This is a genomic window from Idiomarina aminovorans (assembly GCF_023155095.1).
GTDB lineage: Bacteria > Pseudomonadota > Gammaproteobacteria > Enterobacterales > Alteromonadaceae > Idiomarina > Idiomarina aminovorans.
The window spans coordinates 285,396-299,249 of record NZ_JAKNDA010000003.1; the positions used below are offsets into that span (position 1 = coordinate 285,396).

The window sequence follows — 13,854 nt, forward strand, 5'->3', positions numbered from 1 at the left end:
AGCTCGCCTGCTACTTTATTTGATTAAAATCAACGGTCTTTTTCTGCTTCCGTTTCATCGCCTGATTCACGTTCTTCCTGTTGCCGCAAATAGCCCGCCGCTTCGTCATCTGAAACCTGCTGTTTAGCTTGTTGCAACTTTTCCTGACTGGTCGGAATGGCTCGTGTCTGTTCGTTCAGCTGGTGTATCTGCGAGGCATTACCTAAGTCTCGGTTGCTGGTAATAGAAGCAATAGACTCACGGTCTTTAAGAAAGTCGATAACGTCTTTGCGAATCGATGCCATATCACCATCCGATTTGTGCATTTCCAGAATATGCCGCGGATGTTCCAGGTTTTTCATTCCCGTTGCCGCAAAAGTTGTCGACACAATATGCGACACAATAACCCAGGGAGTGATACTGCTGCGGACTAAGGTGTTTTCTGAACGGGTACTGTCATGAATAGCTGCACCGGTTGAAATTTTCGACTCAGTAAAAGTACCTTCGCACTTGAAGTAAATCAGCATCGATTCAAACTGAATCTCCGCGTAAAACAGGTGCGCAATATTTGCCGCCAAACGTGCAAAAGCGCGCAGGACATAACCAATCAACAGAAAATGAATTGCCGTCATGGCAACACCAGCCAACATCATTACGTCGGAATAAGCCGTGTTTTCTGACAGCCGATAGTTGATGCTATCCAGCACTTGCACCACATCTACCGTGGCATAGGCTAAAAAGAAGCTAAAAAGCACACCTACAATGAATAAGCTATTACCCAGCAATAAACTGATAAAGCGGAACTTTTCAAATAAAGCACCCAGCCCCATCGGTTTTACTTGTGGCTGAATTTCCTGAATCATTTCCCCACTAAATGCGCCTTTACCGTCTACGTGCTCCTGTAAATTAGGGTCCAGCTCACGATAAACCCGGTTAGGTACTTCCCGGTAACGCCGGTTTGCCATGACCAGATTATCCAGATTAATGAAGATTTCTTTAGGGTGTACCGACTCCTGCCAGTTTTCACGCAACTCGGACACCTCTGCAACCGGATTCGCATGGGCTAAACGTTTTTTCAGCAGCACGACGGTAACCACCGTGCAAACAATAGCGCCAACAAAAATGCTCAGTAAATACCATCCGGCGTGAAAATTAGGTAAAGCCGCAAACCGTTGCTCAATTGTCGCAGCGGTTAAGTCAGCAACATTCATCCACCAGCTGACCATCAGACCCACAACAACCGGCAGCAATAATGCAAAAGCAATGGTTTTCGCTAAATCGCCACTGCCCATTGGCTCAATAGACTGCTCGGCACCACGGGATATAGCTTTGCCGGCGGCTTTCCAGACATGCATGATATATAGCGTTAACAACACGGTGTAGACGGGAAAAGCGAGCATTCCAGCATCACCGGCAAAACCAGCCAGCGACACAAATGCCGCAAACCCAAAAGCGACCATAGCCGTTAACGTTTGCACCCAGGCACCGAACAAGCCCTGTGCCATATTTCGAATGGGGTAAGGCATAAACAGTAGTTTGGGAAATACGGTATGGGCAATGCGCGCCAACAACCCTTTTGGCTCTATAAAAGTGCTGTTTTTACGGCCCATCAGCATTTCTTCTAAAGCCTGATCGTTATAAGCAACGTACTGCGACTCTTCCTGCGCCGTACTGCGCTCCGACTTACTGAAGTTGCGTGCCAGTGACGTAGGGTGATTACGACCCACAAAATAGCGCAACATGGCCATTATACCGCCACTTAATACTTTAATACCGCCAGCCAGTAATAACAGTCCGAAGACAGCTAAAACCCAACCGGTAATAGCATCCGCTTTGACAGCACCCGCGCCGGCAATCAGTAAGTAAATACCAAACAGCGACTGCACCAAACCACGAATACTGGTTACTAAGCCTTCGGTTTTAAACGGGTTCTTTAACCCCAGATCGATCGAACCGTAATCAAACGCCACCGAACTTCCCCTATTCAATACCCAATAAAAATAAAGGCTTTAGGTTAACGGTAAGTTAACCGGCGGGCAATAGAAAAAGTTAAAGACTCGTCGTAATCAAAACAATAAAATCATAATGTGGCTTTTTAAATAACTGACTTTATAATCACAAAGATGCCCATCAGAACCAGAAACACCGCAAAACCTTTTTGTAGCTTTTCTTTCGGTAAACTGCGACCTAATTTTGAACCAAAAATACTACCAAACACACCACCCGCTATCATAATAGCAATGATTAACCAGTCGAACTGCACATCGTTTGCAGACATCACCGCATAGTATTTAAAAAAGCCTGCAATTGATTTAATCACAATGATTAGCAAGCTAGTACCAATTGCTATGGGCATAGACAAACCCGCTAACAAAACCAATGCAGGAACAATCAGAAACCCACCCCCGACACCGACAAAACCGGTGATAATACCAACAACAAGGCCTTCCAGAGTTACCTTTAAATAATTGATAGTATTAACCTGAGAGGGGGGGTTTGGTTTGCTTCTCCACATTAAAGCTGCAGCAACAATCATTAACAAAGAGAAGGTTAAAAGCTGCCAGCGGCTATCAACCAGAGTTCCTGACCAAGCTCCGCCATACGTCCCTATCATGCCAGGAATACCAAAAACCCAAAAGTGCTGCCAACTTACGTTCTTACGGCGAATATAGGATATAGAACCAAATAAACTGATGCCGGCGACAATTAACAAAGAGGACGCGATAGACTCTCCGGCGGGCATTTCAACTAAGTACATTAGTACCGGAACGGTAAGAATCGAGCCCCCAGAGCCAAAAAGTCCTAAACTCAAACCAATTAAGATAGCCCCGAGTATTGCAAGCAGCATTTTCAACTCCGTATATTCTTAAAAAGAATATAATTATAACCAAAATTAATTACAAAAAAAGGCCGGGCTATTTGCCCGACCTACTTTTCATTATTTCCGAAAAAAAATCGTACGGTTATTTATTTAAGTCAGTCAAACGTAAGTAAGGTCGCAGTGTTTCCCAACCTTGTGGGAATTTCACTTTCGCATCCTCGTCAGATACGCTTGGACGAATAATAACCGTTTGGCCTGGCTCCCAATCCGCCGGACAAGCAACTTCCTGCTCGTCTGTGGTTTGTAAGGCATCAATAACACGCAGAATTTCGGCAAAATTACGGCCTACTGCCATTGGGTAAGTCATGGTTAGACGAATCTTCATATCTGGGTCGATGATGTAAACCGAACGGATTGCCGCATTATCATCTTCACCCGGGTGAATCATGTCGTATAACTCAGCGACTTTCTTGTCTTTATCCGCAACAATCGGAAACTCCAAAACGGTATTTTGAGTTTCATTGACGTCTTTTATCCACCCTAAGTGCTCTTCAACCGTATCGGTTGAAAGGCCCAGTGGTTTCACATTACGCTTGGCAAACTCAGGCGCCAATTGAGCAGTGCGTCCCATTTCCGTCGTGCAAACAGGCGTGTAATCTGCTGGGTGACTGAAGAAAAACGTCCAGGAACCTTTGGCCCAATCGTGAAAATCGATGACTCCGGTTGTGGTTTCAATTTTGAAATTTGGTGCGATACTACCAATGCGTATACTCATTATGTTTTCCTCTTTTAAAAATAGTGTTAATTAAAATTTATTAGCTGGAATTTTGAAGTACTGTTCTCCATCATTCTCAGCGGGTGGTAACTGACCCGCTCGTAAGTTAACTTGCAGGGCATGTAACATTCTGTCCGGCAAAGCTAGTGTTTCATCACGCTCATCGCGCACTTTCCGGTATTGATTTTCTGCCACACCACCGGACAAGTGAACATTCGATTCTTTGTGCTGAGCAACCGTTGCTTCCCACTGAACTTCACGCCCATTTTTGCCATAATCATGGCCAACGAAAAGTCGGGTGTTATCCGGTAAACTCAAGATCCGCTGAAGCGAATCCCATAGCTCCTTAGAGGAACCTCCCGGAAAATCCGCACGAGAAGTGCCACTGTCGGGGTACATGAAGGTGTCGTGGACAAAGGCTGCATCCCCAAAAATATAGGTGATTGAACCCAGAGTGTGTCCCGGTGACAACCATACTTGAACGTCGAGTTCACCGACGTTAAACGTATCCCCCTCTTCAAAAAGGCGGTCAAAATCTTCTTCAGGTTTAAATAACCCCTGTACGTTATAGTAGCCAGCCCAAAGCTCTGCAATTTCACGAGTCTTTTCACCGATAGCATTTGGCGCGCCGGTTTTTTCTTTCAAGTAAGACGAAGCCATTAAATGGTCGGCGTGAGGATGGGTATCTAACACCCACTCAATTGTTAAGCCATTATCTTTAGCTAACTGCAAAATTTCTTCGGCACTCTCGTATGACGAGCTGGCACTGCGTGGGTCGAAATTTTGCACGACATCAATGAGTGCGGCTTTTTTTGTCGATGGATCGGCAACCAAGTATTGCACGGAGCCCGTGTCCTTTTCATAAACCCCCCAGACATCGGGAGACTGTTTACCCGTCGATGGACTATTACGAATAATGCTTGTCATAATCACCTCCTTTACTTTGGTTATAAGCATAGAACAAAAAAGAATTTAAGCAATAATAGAAATGCGATTTAAAGACGATTAGATTAATCGGAATTTTAGATTAATTATATTGTTCTAATAGAACGGTAAGCTATAACATATCGTTATTTGATCGTGGTCATTATTAGGAGTACATTAAAACTATAGTTATATACTTATTACTTTTTGATATATTGAAGAGATTTAGAGATATGCCACAGCAACCTATGGTTAAACACTTTTTCGATGAACCAACCAACACTTATAGTTACGTTGTAAGAGACCCCAACTCAAAACATTGCGCTATTATCGATTCAGTGCTGGATTTTGATTACGCGGCGGGCAGCACTGACACTCGCTCTGCTGACGATATTTTAGAATACGTCAATAAAAATCAATTGACTGTTGACTGGATTTTAGAAACTCATGTTCATGCTGATCATTTATCGGCAGCGCCTTATTTACAGGAAAAGACTGGCGCAAAACTGGGCATCGGCGAGTACATAAAAACCGTTCAGGATACCTTTGGCAAAGCCTTTAATGCGGGTACTGAGTTCGCTCGTGACGGCTGTCAGTTTGACCGCCTATTTGCCGATGGTGATAGTTTTACTATTGGAGAGCTTCAGGCTAGCGTATTGCACACTCCCGGTCACACACCGGCCTGCCTGACTTACGTTATCGGTAACGCCGCTTTTGTTGGCGACACACTTTTTATGCCTGACTTTGGTACAGCCCGCTGCGACTTCCCCGGTGGTGATGCGACAACATTATATCGATCCATTCAAAAAGTGTTCGCACTACCGGATGAAACTCGGTTATTTATGTGCCATGACTACAAAGCACCGAACCGCGAGGATTACGCCTTTGAAACCACCGTTGGTAAACAAAAAAATAACAATATTCACGTTGGCGGCGGCAAAACAGAAGAGCAGTTTGTGAAAATGCGTACCGAGCGTGACGCCACTCTGGCTATGCCACGCCTTATTTTGCCCTCGGTACAGGTCAACATGCGGGCTGGTCAATTACCTCCTGCTGAAGATAACAATCAACGCTACTTAAAGATTCCTCTGAATCTTTTTTAAAAAGGGAGAGCGCTTATGGATATTCACAAACTCAGCCCCTTTATCAGTGTTTCTCCTCAAGTCAGTTCAGATGATGTCGGTGTTGCTGCTTCAATGGGATTTAAAACCATTGTTTGCAATCGGCCTGACAATGAAAGTGAAGAACAGGTAAATTCAGACACCATTAGACAGGCCGCAAACAGAAATGGCCTTTCATTTGAGCATTTACCGGTAGTCTCGGGACAAATTACAGACACGGATGTTGAAGCGTTTCAATCTCTTATGCAAAAAGCGCAAGGGCCCGTACTTGCTTACTGTCGAACCGGAACACGCTCATGTACTTTATGGGCTTTAGCCGAAGCAAAACATTTAACCCCCCGAGTCATTATCGAAACAGCCCAGCAAGCTGGTTATGACATCCGTGGCCAGCAATCGCGTATTGAAGAACGAAATCAACAACCACCATCAACAGCAAAAAGCTCAATTCATCATAGCGTGGTTATTGTCGGTGGTGGTGCCGGAGGACAAGCCGTCGCAGCTAGTTTATTAAAGCGACAACCGAATCTTGACATTGCTATTGTCGAACCACAGCAAGCTCATTATTACCAGCCAGGCTGGACTCTGGTTGGTGGTGGTGTTTTTGAACGCGAACAGACGAAGCGTTTGATGAGCTCTGTTATGCCGAAACAAGCGAAATGGTATCAGACTGCAGTAAGCCAGTTTCAACCTGAGCAGCAGCAAATCGTGCTAGAAAACGGTGATGTTGTTGGATATCAGGCACTGGTCGTGGCCACTGGACTTAAACTCGACTGGGATGCGATACCTGGATTACGCGAGAGCCTGGGTCAGCATGGCGTTACCTCAAACTACCGTTTTGAGCTGGCTCCTTATACGTGGAAGCTTACCCAGTCACTAAAATCGGGAACTGCGCTTTTTACACAACCGCCAATGCCAATTAAGTGTGCAGGAGCCCCTCAAAAAGCAATGTATTTGTCCTGTGACGAATGGCGGCGCAACGGCACACTGAAAAATATCTCGGTCGAGTTTTGTACTGCAGGCGCAGCGCTTTTCGGTGTTAAAGACTATGTTCCGGCTTTAGAAAAATACGTTGAGAAGTACGGTATTAACCTAGCATTCCAGAACAAATTGATTAAGGTTGACGGATCCAATAAGCAAGCGACATTTGAACTCACTGACCTTGGCGGTAACACCCAAGAAGTGGTCAAATCTTTTGATATGCTTCATGTTTGCCCACCGCAGACTCCACCAGACGTCATTGCTTCAAGCCCAATTGCTGACTCCGCAGGATGGGTGGATGTTAGCCCTGAAACTCTTCAGCATAAACATTTCGGCAGTATCTATGCAGTAGGCGATGTTTCAAATTCACCTAACGCCAAAACCGCTGCAGCTGTTCGCAAGCAAGCCCCCGTTGTGGCAGAAAACCTTCTTTCAACAATAGAAGGCAAACCCGCAATGGCAGTTTACGAAGGTTACGGCTCATGCCCGCTGACTGTTGAACGTGGCAAAATTGTATTAGCCGAATTTGGTTATGGTGGCACATTGCAGCCTACCCTACCCCGCTGGTTAGTTGACGGCACAAAACCTTCCCGGTTGTCATGGTTTCTTAAAGAAAAGATGCTGCCCTGGATTTACTGGGATCTCATGCTTAAAGGCAAGGAATGGTTAGCGGCTCCGAAGCATCTGACTCATAAACCAGAGCCCCAGTCAGCCCCTGAGGCCTGTGACTTTAAAGACAAAAAGAAATAACTTAGCAGTTCCCAACCTTGTGGCGGTTACTATTCTCCCCGGTAGCTGTCACTTTTTTATTCTCCCTACAATATAATGCTCTGTCCCTGGGGAATATCAGCACGAATATCGTCTATATTCACATGACTTATAATAATCCATGTTTTTTTCGGTGATTGTGAAACCATCCGCTCCAGTATGGTTTTTACTAAATCACGTTCAATACCGGCAAATGGCTCATCGAGAATCATCACGGGCTTGTCTTGTAAAAGTACTCTGGCCAAAGCCAGACGACGCATTTCTCCTCCCGATAATTGAACTCCATGAGAACCAATCAAAGTATCCAATTTATCACTTAGAGAAGCCGTTTTTTTATCCAGGTTGACTTGTTTCAATACGCTCCAGTAGTGGCTTTCTAAAAAAGGTAAGCGTTTAGGGTTTAAATTATCACGAATTGATGCGTCAAATATTTCCGTTTCTTGTGTTAGGTAACCCGCCTCATTGAGCAAGTTCGTCTTGGGTTGCGTTGTAATTTCCCCCTGCACACTGTCTGCCGGATAAAACCCCATTAACACTTCAGCCAAAGTGCTTTTACCGATTCCTGAAGGGCCTTCAATCCAATGCACTAATCCTGGTTCAAACCTTACACTTAAATTCTCAATAATAGGACGACCTTGACGCCAGACCATCAGATTATCCAGCTTTATCGTTATAGCCGTATTGTTACTCGTAATGTCAGTTGCCTGCGGATAGTCGGCCGCATGCTCTCCGGCAGATTTTGACTTTAATAAACGCCTCGCTGCCGCAAGCGTATTACCATAACCCACCCATTGCATGGGCAATTCTCCGGCCAACTCCTGCCACGCAATAGCTGATAGCACTAACATTACCGCTACCGCCGCCCCAATTTGCTCTTGCTCAAACTGAATTAATGTCAGCGTTAGCACGAGCAAAGTTACTATCTGAGAGGCACTATCGGTGAGTCGTTGTATTTTTTGCTGGTGTTTTAATTGCTCTATTTCAAGTTGCTCCAGCTGTTGCGTGCTCTTTAAAATCCGTTTGCTTTGCGCATCATAGTGACCCCAGGCAGAGAGCTCAGTGATCGAGTCAGTAAAATTCATAGCGTTCTCACGAAGTCTTTGCTGTTGTCTCAAAGACTTAACCGCTAACGGCCTGCTTTTACTTGCCAGTGTCCATGAGAAATAGACTACCGCCGTGGCTCCAAGCACTAAAATCAAACTCAGCCAGACATTATAAAACGACCAAAATACAAACAAGAACATGGTCGCCAAAGAAAACGTCAATGCGGGTATTATCAATCTAATGAATAAGTTATCCATCGCACTTAAATTGCACGTCAATTGCTGTACTGTATCGGATACCCGAAACGTCAACGTTTTATGCAACGGTGTTTTTTGAAGCAGGCGAAAAAGAGCCACTCGCCAGTGAGCCTGAAGCTTAAGCACTAAGTCATGATTTAACAGCCTTTCCAGATAACGACTGACTGTGCGTGCAATAGCAAAAAAGCGTATCCCTCCGCCTGGCGTATAGATATCAAACCCAATATATAAGGCTGAAGCGGTAATAAACCAACCTGAAAGCGATAACAATCCAACCCCGAATAATGCAGTAGCCAAAGCTAATGCAATGCCCAGTAACAACTGTATTCGGTAGCTGCCAAGTTGTTTCAACCAAGGTTTTAATAAGCGCCAATCGCTGACTTTCATGACCGCCCCCGGGAATTGTCTATCAGCACTGACTGATCTGAAATTTGCTTTAGTTTGGGGTCGTGGCTTGCCGCTATTACCGTCACTCCGCTCTTACTAAGACGCTTAAGGTTTTTGCGAATGGTATCAGCGGACTCATCATCCAGGTTTTCAGTTGGTTCATCCGCAATAATCAATCGCCGACCTGATAATATGCAACGCGCAAAAGCGACACGTCGACGCTCTCCTCCCGATAAGCCCACACCTTTTTCACCAAGTTGCGAGTCCAGACCTTGAGGCAGTTGCTCCAGTAACCCGCCCAGATTTAATTGCCGAAATGTTTTGATGATTTCAGTGTCACTGTGTTTATCGTATAAATTCACATTATTACGAATCGAACTTGCCGTTAAGAACGGCTGTTGAGCGAAATACGCAATATCGCCATTTTTCACCAATATCCTATTCAGTTTTAACGCACCTGAATAAGGCATTTGGCCCAGAAGTACCCGAATTAAAGTACTTTTACCACTGCCTGAGGGGCCGCTAATCACTGTTAATGTGCCCTCGTTAATGTCCGTATCAGGGTAAGAAATCCGCAACTCTGGCGTTAATATGGCCGACAGGTTTTGCCAGGAAATGAACCCGTTTGAGCAGCTTTCTCCCTTTGTTCCCTGCATACTGCCTGTATGCTCTTGCCGTTCTGACAACAAACTTGCCGCGCCTATTGCAGCGGCGCGATCGTGATAACTTTGTGCAAACTGACGCAGCGGAGCAAAATATTCTGGGGCCAACAATAACAGGAACAACCCACTAAACAGTGTCAGTTCGTCTGCTCCCAGCCATTCGATATAGCCGAGCAAACCGAACCCTACGTACAGGGCCACCCCTGCAATCGCGACACTTGAAAAAAACTCAAGAACCGCAGACGAAAGGAAAGCAATTTTTAACGTCGACATGGTTGCCTGACGATATTCTTCTCCGGCTTTAGCAACATCGGACAACGCAGCATCGTCTGCACCAAACAGTTGAATCGTCGCCAGGTTTCGAAGCTTATCGGTAAAAACCCGGCTCAACGCATGAGTTTGCTGCGCATGCTTTTGACTCAAACGCTCAGCTCCAATTCCTACCAATGCCATAAACAAGGGTATAACGGGGCCGCTGAGCAACAGCAATACGCCGACAACCGGGTTGATATAAAAGCAAGTCAGTAATATCAAAACAGGTGAGAATATAACCAAATACTGTTGTACCAGGTAGCGATTAAAATAACTTTTAAGTGCTTCAATAGGTTCCAGCTGCAGTGCACCGTCCGCAGCGCTTATGGGAGTTCCCTGAGTCGTCTGCCATTGCCAGCGTTCAAGCAGTCGCTTTCTCGCCGTTTGAGTTGCCTGAAGGGTTGCTTGTTGCAAAAAGCTTTGTTGCCAATATGCCGCACTAACTCTGATCAATGTGCTCAGAATTAAGCCGATTCCAGTAGCGTGTAAGCTCAACAGCGGCTGGTTCTCAGCCAACACCGACTGAGCTAAAGCTGCAATGCACCCAAGTTGGGCTATTATCGCCATGGTTTTGAGCAAACCAAATAAAAACGCCCGCTGAATGGGGCGTTTAACGTCGGCAGCTAACTCTTTCAAATAAAGCGATGCAGCCTTTAATTCCTGACTGAGCTTAACACTCATTAAATACAGCCTTAATGATAACCCTGATCCGCTTTGACTTTACCGCGGAAAACCCAGTAAGTCCAAGCTGTATAGACCAGTACAATTGGAATAACAAATAATAGTCCCAACAATAAAAACAGCTGCGATTCATGCGCAGAGGCCGCATCCGCCAACGTATAATTGGGCGGTACCACATAGGGCCATTTACTGGCAAGTAAGCCTAAATAAGTAAAAATGAACAGCCCCATGGTCGCCACAAAAGGACTGCCTTCACGTTTCTTATTAACAGACGAGAAGATCCAATAAGCGCAGGCGAGTCCTAATATTGGTAATAGCCAAATAGCTGAAAAGCCGCTAAACCAACGCTCAGCAACAAATTCATCTACGAATGGTGTCCACACGCTGATAATGCCAAAAATAATCAGAACAATGGCTAACAGTGGCTTAACTAAACGATAAGCCCATTGTTGAGTTGCTCCTTCTGACTTCATGATTAACCAGGTTGAACCCAATAATGCGTAGCCTGCTACCAACCCTAAACCGGTCAGGATGGTAAATGGGGTAAGCCAGTCCAGCGCACCACCAACATAGCGCATATTCTCAGTCTCAAAACCTTGAATGTAAGCGCCCACTACCGCGCCTTGCGCAAAAGAAGCAACCGTTGAGCCAATGGCGAATGACCAGTTCCACAAATATTTCGACGAGTGCGCTTTAAAGCGAAATTCAAATGCCACACCGCGAAAAATTAAACCCGCCAGCAACAAAAACACACCAATATATAAAGCCGGCAGGAAAATGGTATAAACTAAAGGAAACGCGGCTAATAGCCCCGCTCCTCCCAACACAAGCCATGTTTCATTGCCGTCCCAGACTGGGGCAACTGAGTTCATCATGATATCGCGATCATGCTCACTGGGGGCAAACATGAACAAAATTCCCTGGCCTAAATCAAAGCCGTCCATCAACACATACATGATGACGCCAAAGGCGATGATTGCAGCCCAAATATAAGTTAAATCGAAAGTTGGTTCACTCATAATTATTATCCTTAATCAAAGCTTGCTTCAGCGGCTGAAAGTGGCCGTTTTGCACGGTGCTTATCATCTTCATGCTGTTCAGTACTTTCTGTTCCACCGCGAATAACGCGAGTCAGATAATAAGCCCCAGCGGCAAAGACACAGGCATATACTAAGAAATAACCAATAAGGGTAAATAATGACATGCCTCCCGTAAGTGAAGGGGTCACCCCTTCTGCGTGAGTCATCTGTCCGTAGATCAAGTAGGGAGCTCGACCCACCTCAGTTACAAACCAGCCAGCTAATACCGCAATAAAAGGACTTAACGTCATTAATCGTAATGTCTGCAAATACCAACGGCTGTTCATATAAGCGCGTTTACGACGCAAGAACAAACCAACCACTGAAACCAGTACCATTAGTAAACCCATGGCAACCATAATTCGGAAAGACCAGAATACGATAGGAACGTTCGGCTGCAACTCAGGCGGTTTCTCTTTAACACCGGGTAATTCTCCATTCCAGTCGTGGGTCAAAACGTAGCTGGCAAGTTTAGGAATGCCCACTTCAAAGTGGTTTTTCTGTTGTTCTTGATCCGGAATAGCAAAGAGCAACAACGGCGCTCCCGTTTGAGTCTCCCAGTTCCCCTCCATTGCAGCTACTTTTGTCGGCTGATGCTTAAGTGTATTAAGCCCGTGCAAGTCACCAATAAACACTTGCAAAGGGGTCAAAAACAGCAATAACCATAAGGTCATTGATAACGCCTTCCGGTGCAGTTCAGTATCGCGCTTTTGTATTAAGAACCAGGCGCTCACTCCTGCGACGACAAAACCGCCAGTCAGGAAAGAGGCTAAAGCCATATGGGCGAAGCGGTACCAAAACGAGTCATTAAAAATAGCCGCTGCCCAATCAACCACATGGTAGATGCCATCATGAACCTCTACGCCAGCCGGTGTCTGCATCCAACTATTAGCTGACAAAATCCAGAAAGAAGAAATAAAAGTCCCTATGGAAACCATCAGTGCAGCAAAAAAGTGGACGCCATTGGGAACTTTCCCCCGGCCAAATAGCAATACACCTAAAAAGGCAGCCTCAAGAAAAAACGCGGTAATAACCTCGTAACTCAAAACTGGCCCTAAAAAGTTCGCCGTAGCCAGAGAAAAGTTACTCCAGTTCGTGCCAAACTGGAATGACATCACAATTCCGGATACCACTCCCATACCAAATACAACAGCAAAAACTTGCGTCCAAAAAGCGCCTAAACGTTCCCATTTAGGGTCATTTGTTTTAAAGGCGAGTCCGTAAATTACGGCAACATAGGATGCAAGACCGATGGTAAACACCGGAAATATTGCATGAAAAGACACAACAAACGCGAACTGTATTCGCGACAGTAAAAGCGGGTCAAGCTCCATAGCATGCTCTCCTGGTTAGGTAACTTTTAATAATCTTAAATAATAACCATACAAAATCAATGGTTACTAATCTTCATTCTTTGACTTAACTACAAAAGCTCCGCGAATATTTCCGACCTCAAATCCCGTAGCTTGGTCGTTTGGATAACGTTCATTAATTGCTTGCTGAAGTTCAGGCTCAACCGATGACCCATGGCAAGCCGAACATTGCGGCTGCATCACTATCGCTTTCATCCAAACCTTGCCGCCATCATCATCAGTATAAGTTGCAGTGGGTGGATTCTCTTTCTTCTTACTCCACAAATGTTCGAAATCTTCTAAAATCCGCTTCTGCTCAGCACTGGGTGAATTATTGGTATTACGAACTTTTAGCGCAGTACGACTAACCTCCAGTCCCAACTCTTCACTCACCGCATTTGCAATCTGGGGGGCTTGTTCATTACACACACCAATAGCTGCTACATGCCCCTCGCTTTGAATGGTGCTCATCAGCACTTTTCCCAATCGCTGCTTTAACTGTTTTGCCGCAGTTTCATAGCTTTCCTCGGCCGCTAAAGCCATCGAAGAACACACCAATAATGAAACCATCAAACATTTTGAAATAATCTTTTTTACTAACATAGTAAGCCCTTTGGATACCTATATTCATTAATAGTATACCTATATAACAAAACATTATACCGATTTAATAGTGCAGTTTTTAGAAATCAATTTTAAGCACTCCGGCAACAC

General features: G+C 45.1%; 11 protein-coding genes. 2 read left to right on the forward strand and 9 right to left on the reverse strand.

Translation table 11 applies throughout. From position 1 onward, the window contains the following. Positions 1-29 precede the first annotated feature (29 nt). The 4 genes from L8G48_RS07970 to L8G48_RS07985 all read right to left on the reverse strand — a co-directional run bounded on the left by L8G48_RS07970 (position 30) and on the right by L8G48_RS07985 (position 4,502). Positions 30-1,949 (reverse strand): hypothetical protein, encoded by a 1,920-nt coding sequence (locus tag L8G48_RS07970; RefSeq protein WP_248264072.1) that lies wholly within the window; start codon positions 1,947-1,949, stop codon positions 30-32. 125 nt (positions 1,950-2,074) lie between these two features. Next, the gene (locus L8G48_RS07975) at positions 2,075-2,827 is read right to left on the reverse strand and encodes a sulfite exporter TauE/SafE family protein (protein WP_248264073.1); all 753 of its coding nucleotides are present in this window, start codon (positions 2,825-2,827) and stop codon (positions 2,075-2,077) included. Positions 2,828-2,942: 115 nt separating this feature from the next. Beyond that, positions 2,943-3,575, reverse strand: a complete 633-nt coding sequence (locus tag L8G48_RS07980) for a peroxiredoxin (RefSeq protein ID WP_248264074.1) — start codon at positions 3,573-3,575, stop codon at positions 2,943-2,945. Between the two features lie 30 nt (positions 3,576-3,605). Then, a complete protein-coding gene (locus tag L8G48_RS07985) occupies positions 3,606-4,502 on the reverse strand; it encodes an MBL fold metallo-hydrolase (RefSeq protein ID WP_248264075.1) in 897 nt (298 codons plus the stop codon). Positions 4,503-4,732: 230 nt separating this feature from the next. Between L8G48_RS07985 and L8G48_RS07990 the strand changes: the two genes are divergently transcribed. Both L8G48_RS07990 and L8G48_RS07995 read left to right on the forward strand, forming a co-directional pair. Further along, on the forward strand, positions 4,733-5,602 hold the full coding sequence (locus tag L8G48_RS07990; protein WP_248264076.1) for an MBL fold metallo-hydrolase: 870 nt from the start codon (positions 4,733-4,735) through the stop codon (positions 5,600-5,602). A gap of 15 nt (positions 5,603-5,617) precedes the next feature. After that, positions 5,618-7,348: a bifunctional protein tyrosine phosphatase family protein/NAD(P)/FAD-dependent oxidoreductase gene (locus tag L8G48_RS07995; protein ID WP_248264077.1), complete on the forward strand. Its 1,731-nt coding sequence runs from the start codon at positions 5,618-5,620 to the stop codon at positions 7,346-7,348. Positions 7,349-7,413: 65 nt separating this feature from the next. Here L8G48_RS07995 and L8G48_RS08000 read toward each other — a convergent pair whose 3' ends face one another. From L8G48_RS08000 to L8G48_RS08020, 5 genes are all read right to left on the reverse strand, one after another. Further along, on the reverse strand, positions 7,414-9,054 hold the full coding sequence (locus L8G48_RS08000; protein ID WP_248264078.1) for an amino acid ABC transporter ATP-binding/permease protein: 1,641 nt from the start codon (positions 9,052-9,054) through the stop codon (positions 7,414-7,416). Next, entirely contained in the window at positions 9,051-10,709 is a 1,659-nt protein-coding gene (locus L8G48_RS08005; RefSeq protein ID WP_248264079.1) for an ABC transporter ATP-binding protein/permease, read from the reverse strand. Before L8G48_RS08005 ends, L8G48_RS08000 begins: the two co-directional genes overlap by 4 nt. Before the next feature lie 11 nt (positions 10,710-10,720). Next, entirely contained in the window at positions 10,721-11,728 is a 1,008-nt protein-coding gene (gene cydB / locus L8G48_RS08010) for a cytochrome d ubiquinol oxidase subunit II (protein ID WP_248264080.1), read from the reverse strand. 11 nt (positions 11,729-11,739) lie between these two features. Continuing rightward, positions 11,740-13,122 (reverse strand): cytochrome ubiquinol oxidase subunit I, encoded by a 1,383-nt coding sequence (locus tag L8G48_RS08015; protein WP_248264081.1) that lies wholly within the window; start codon positions 13,120-13,122, stop codon positions 11,740-11,742. Between the two features lie 66 nt (positions 13,123-13,188). Beyond that, entirely contained in the window at positions 13,189-13,743 is a 555-nt protein-coding gene (locus tag L8G48_RS08020) for a Tll0287-like domain-containing protein (protein WP_248264082.1), read from the reverse strand. Positions 13,744-13,854: the final 111 nt, after the last annotated feature.

What these genes read in the sequence shown, in the direction of transcription:
- L8G48_RS07995 (WP_248264077.1), top strand. Translation starts at nt 5,618, where the DNA reads ATGGATATTCACAAACTCAGCCCCTTTATCAGTGTTTCTCCTCAAGTC.
- L8G48_RS07975 (WP_248264073.1), bottom strand. Translation starts at nt 2,827, where the DNA reads ATGCTGCTTGCAATACTCGGGGCTATCTTAATTGGTTTGAGTTTAGGA.
- L8G48_RS07990 (WP_248264076.1), top strand. Translation starts at nt 4,733, where the DNA reads ATGCCACAGCAACCTATGGTTAAACACTTTTTCGATGAACCAACCAAC.
- L8G48_RS08020 (WP_248264082.1), bottom strand. Translation starts at nt 13,743, where the DNA reads ATGTTAGTAAAAAAGATTATTTCAAAATGTTTGATGGTTTCATTATTG.
- cydB (WP_248264080.1), bottom strand. Translation starts at nt 11,728, where the DNA reads ATGAGTGAACCAACTTTCGATTTAACTTATATTTGGGCTGCAATCATC.
- L8G48_RS08005 (WP_248264079.1), bottom strand. Translation starts at nt 10,709, where the DNA reads ATGAGTGTTAAGCTCAGTCAGGAATTAAAGGCTGCATCGCTTTATTTG.
- L8G48_RS08000 (WP_248264078.1), bottom strand. Translation starts at nt 9,054, where the DNA reads ATGAAAGTCAGCGATTGGCGCTTATTAAAACCTTGGTTGAAACAACTT.
- L8G48_RS07980 (WP_248264074.1), bottom strand. Translation starts at nt 3,575, where the DNA reads ATGAGTATACGCATTGGTAGTATCGCACCAAATTTCAAAATTGAAACC.
- L8G48_RS08015 (WP_248264081.1), bottom strand. Translation starts at nt 13,122, where the DNA reads ATGGAGCTTGACCCGCTTTTACTGTCGCGAATACAGTTCGCGTTTGTT.
- L8G48_RS07985 (WP_248264075.1), bottom strand. Translation starts at nt 4,502, where the DNA reads ATGACAAGCATTATTCGTAATAGTCCATCGACGGGTAAACAGTCTCCC.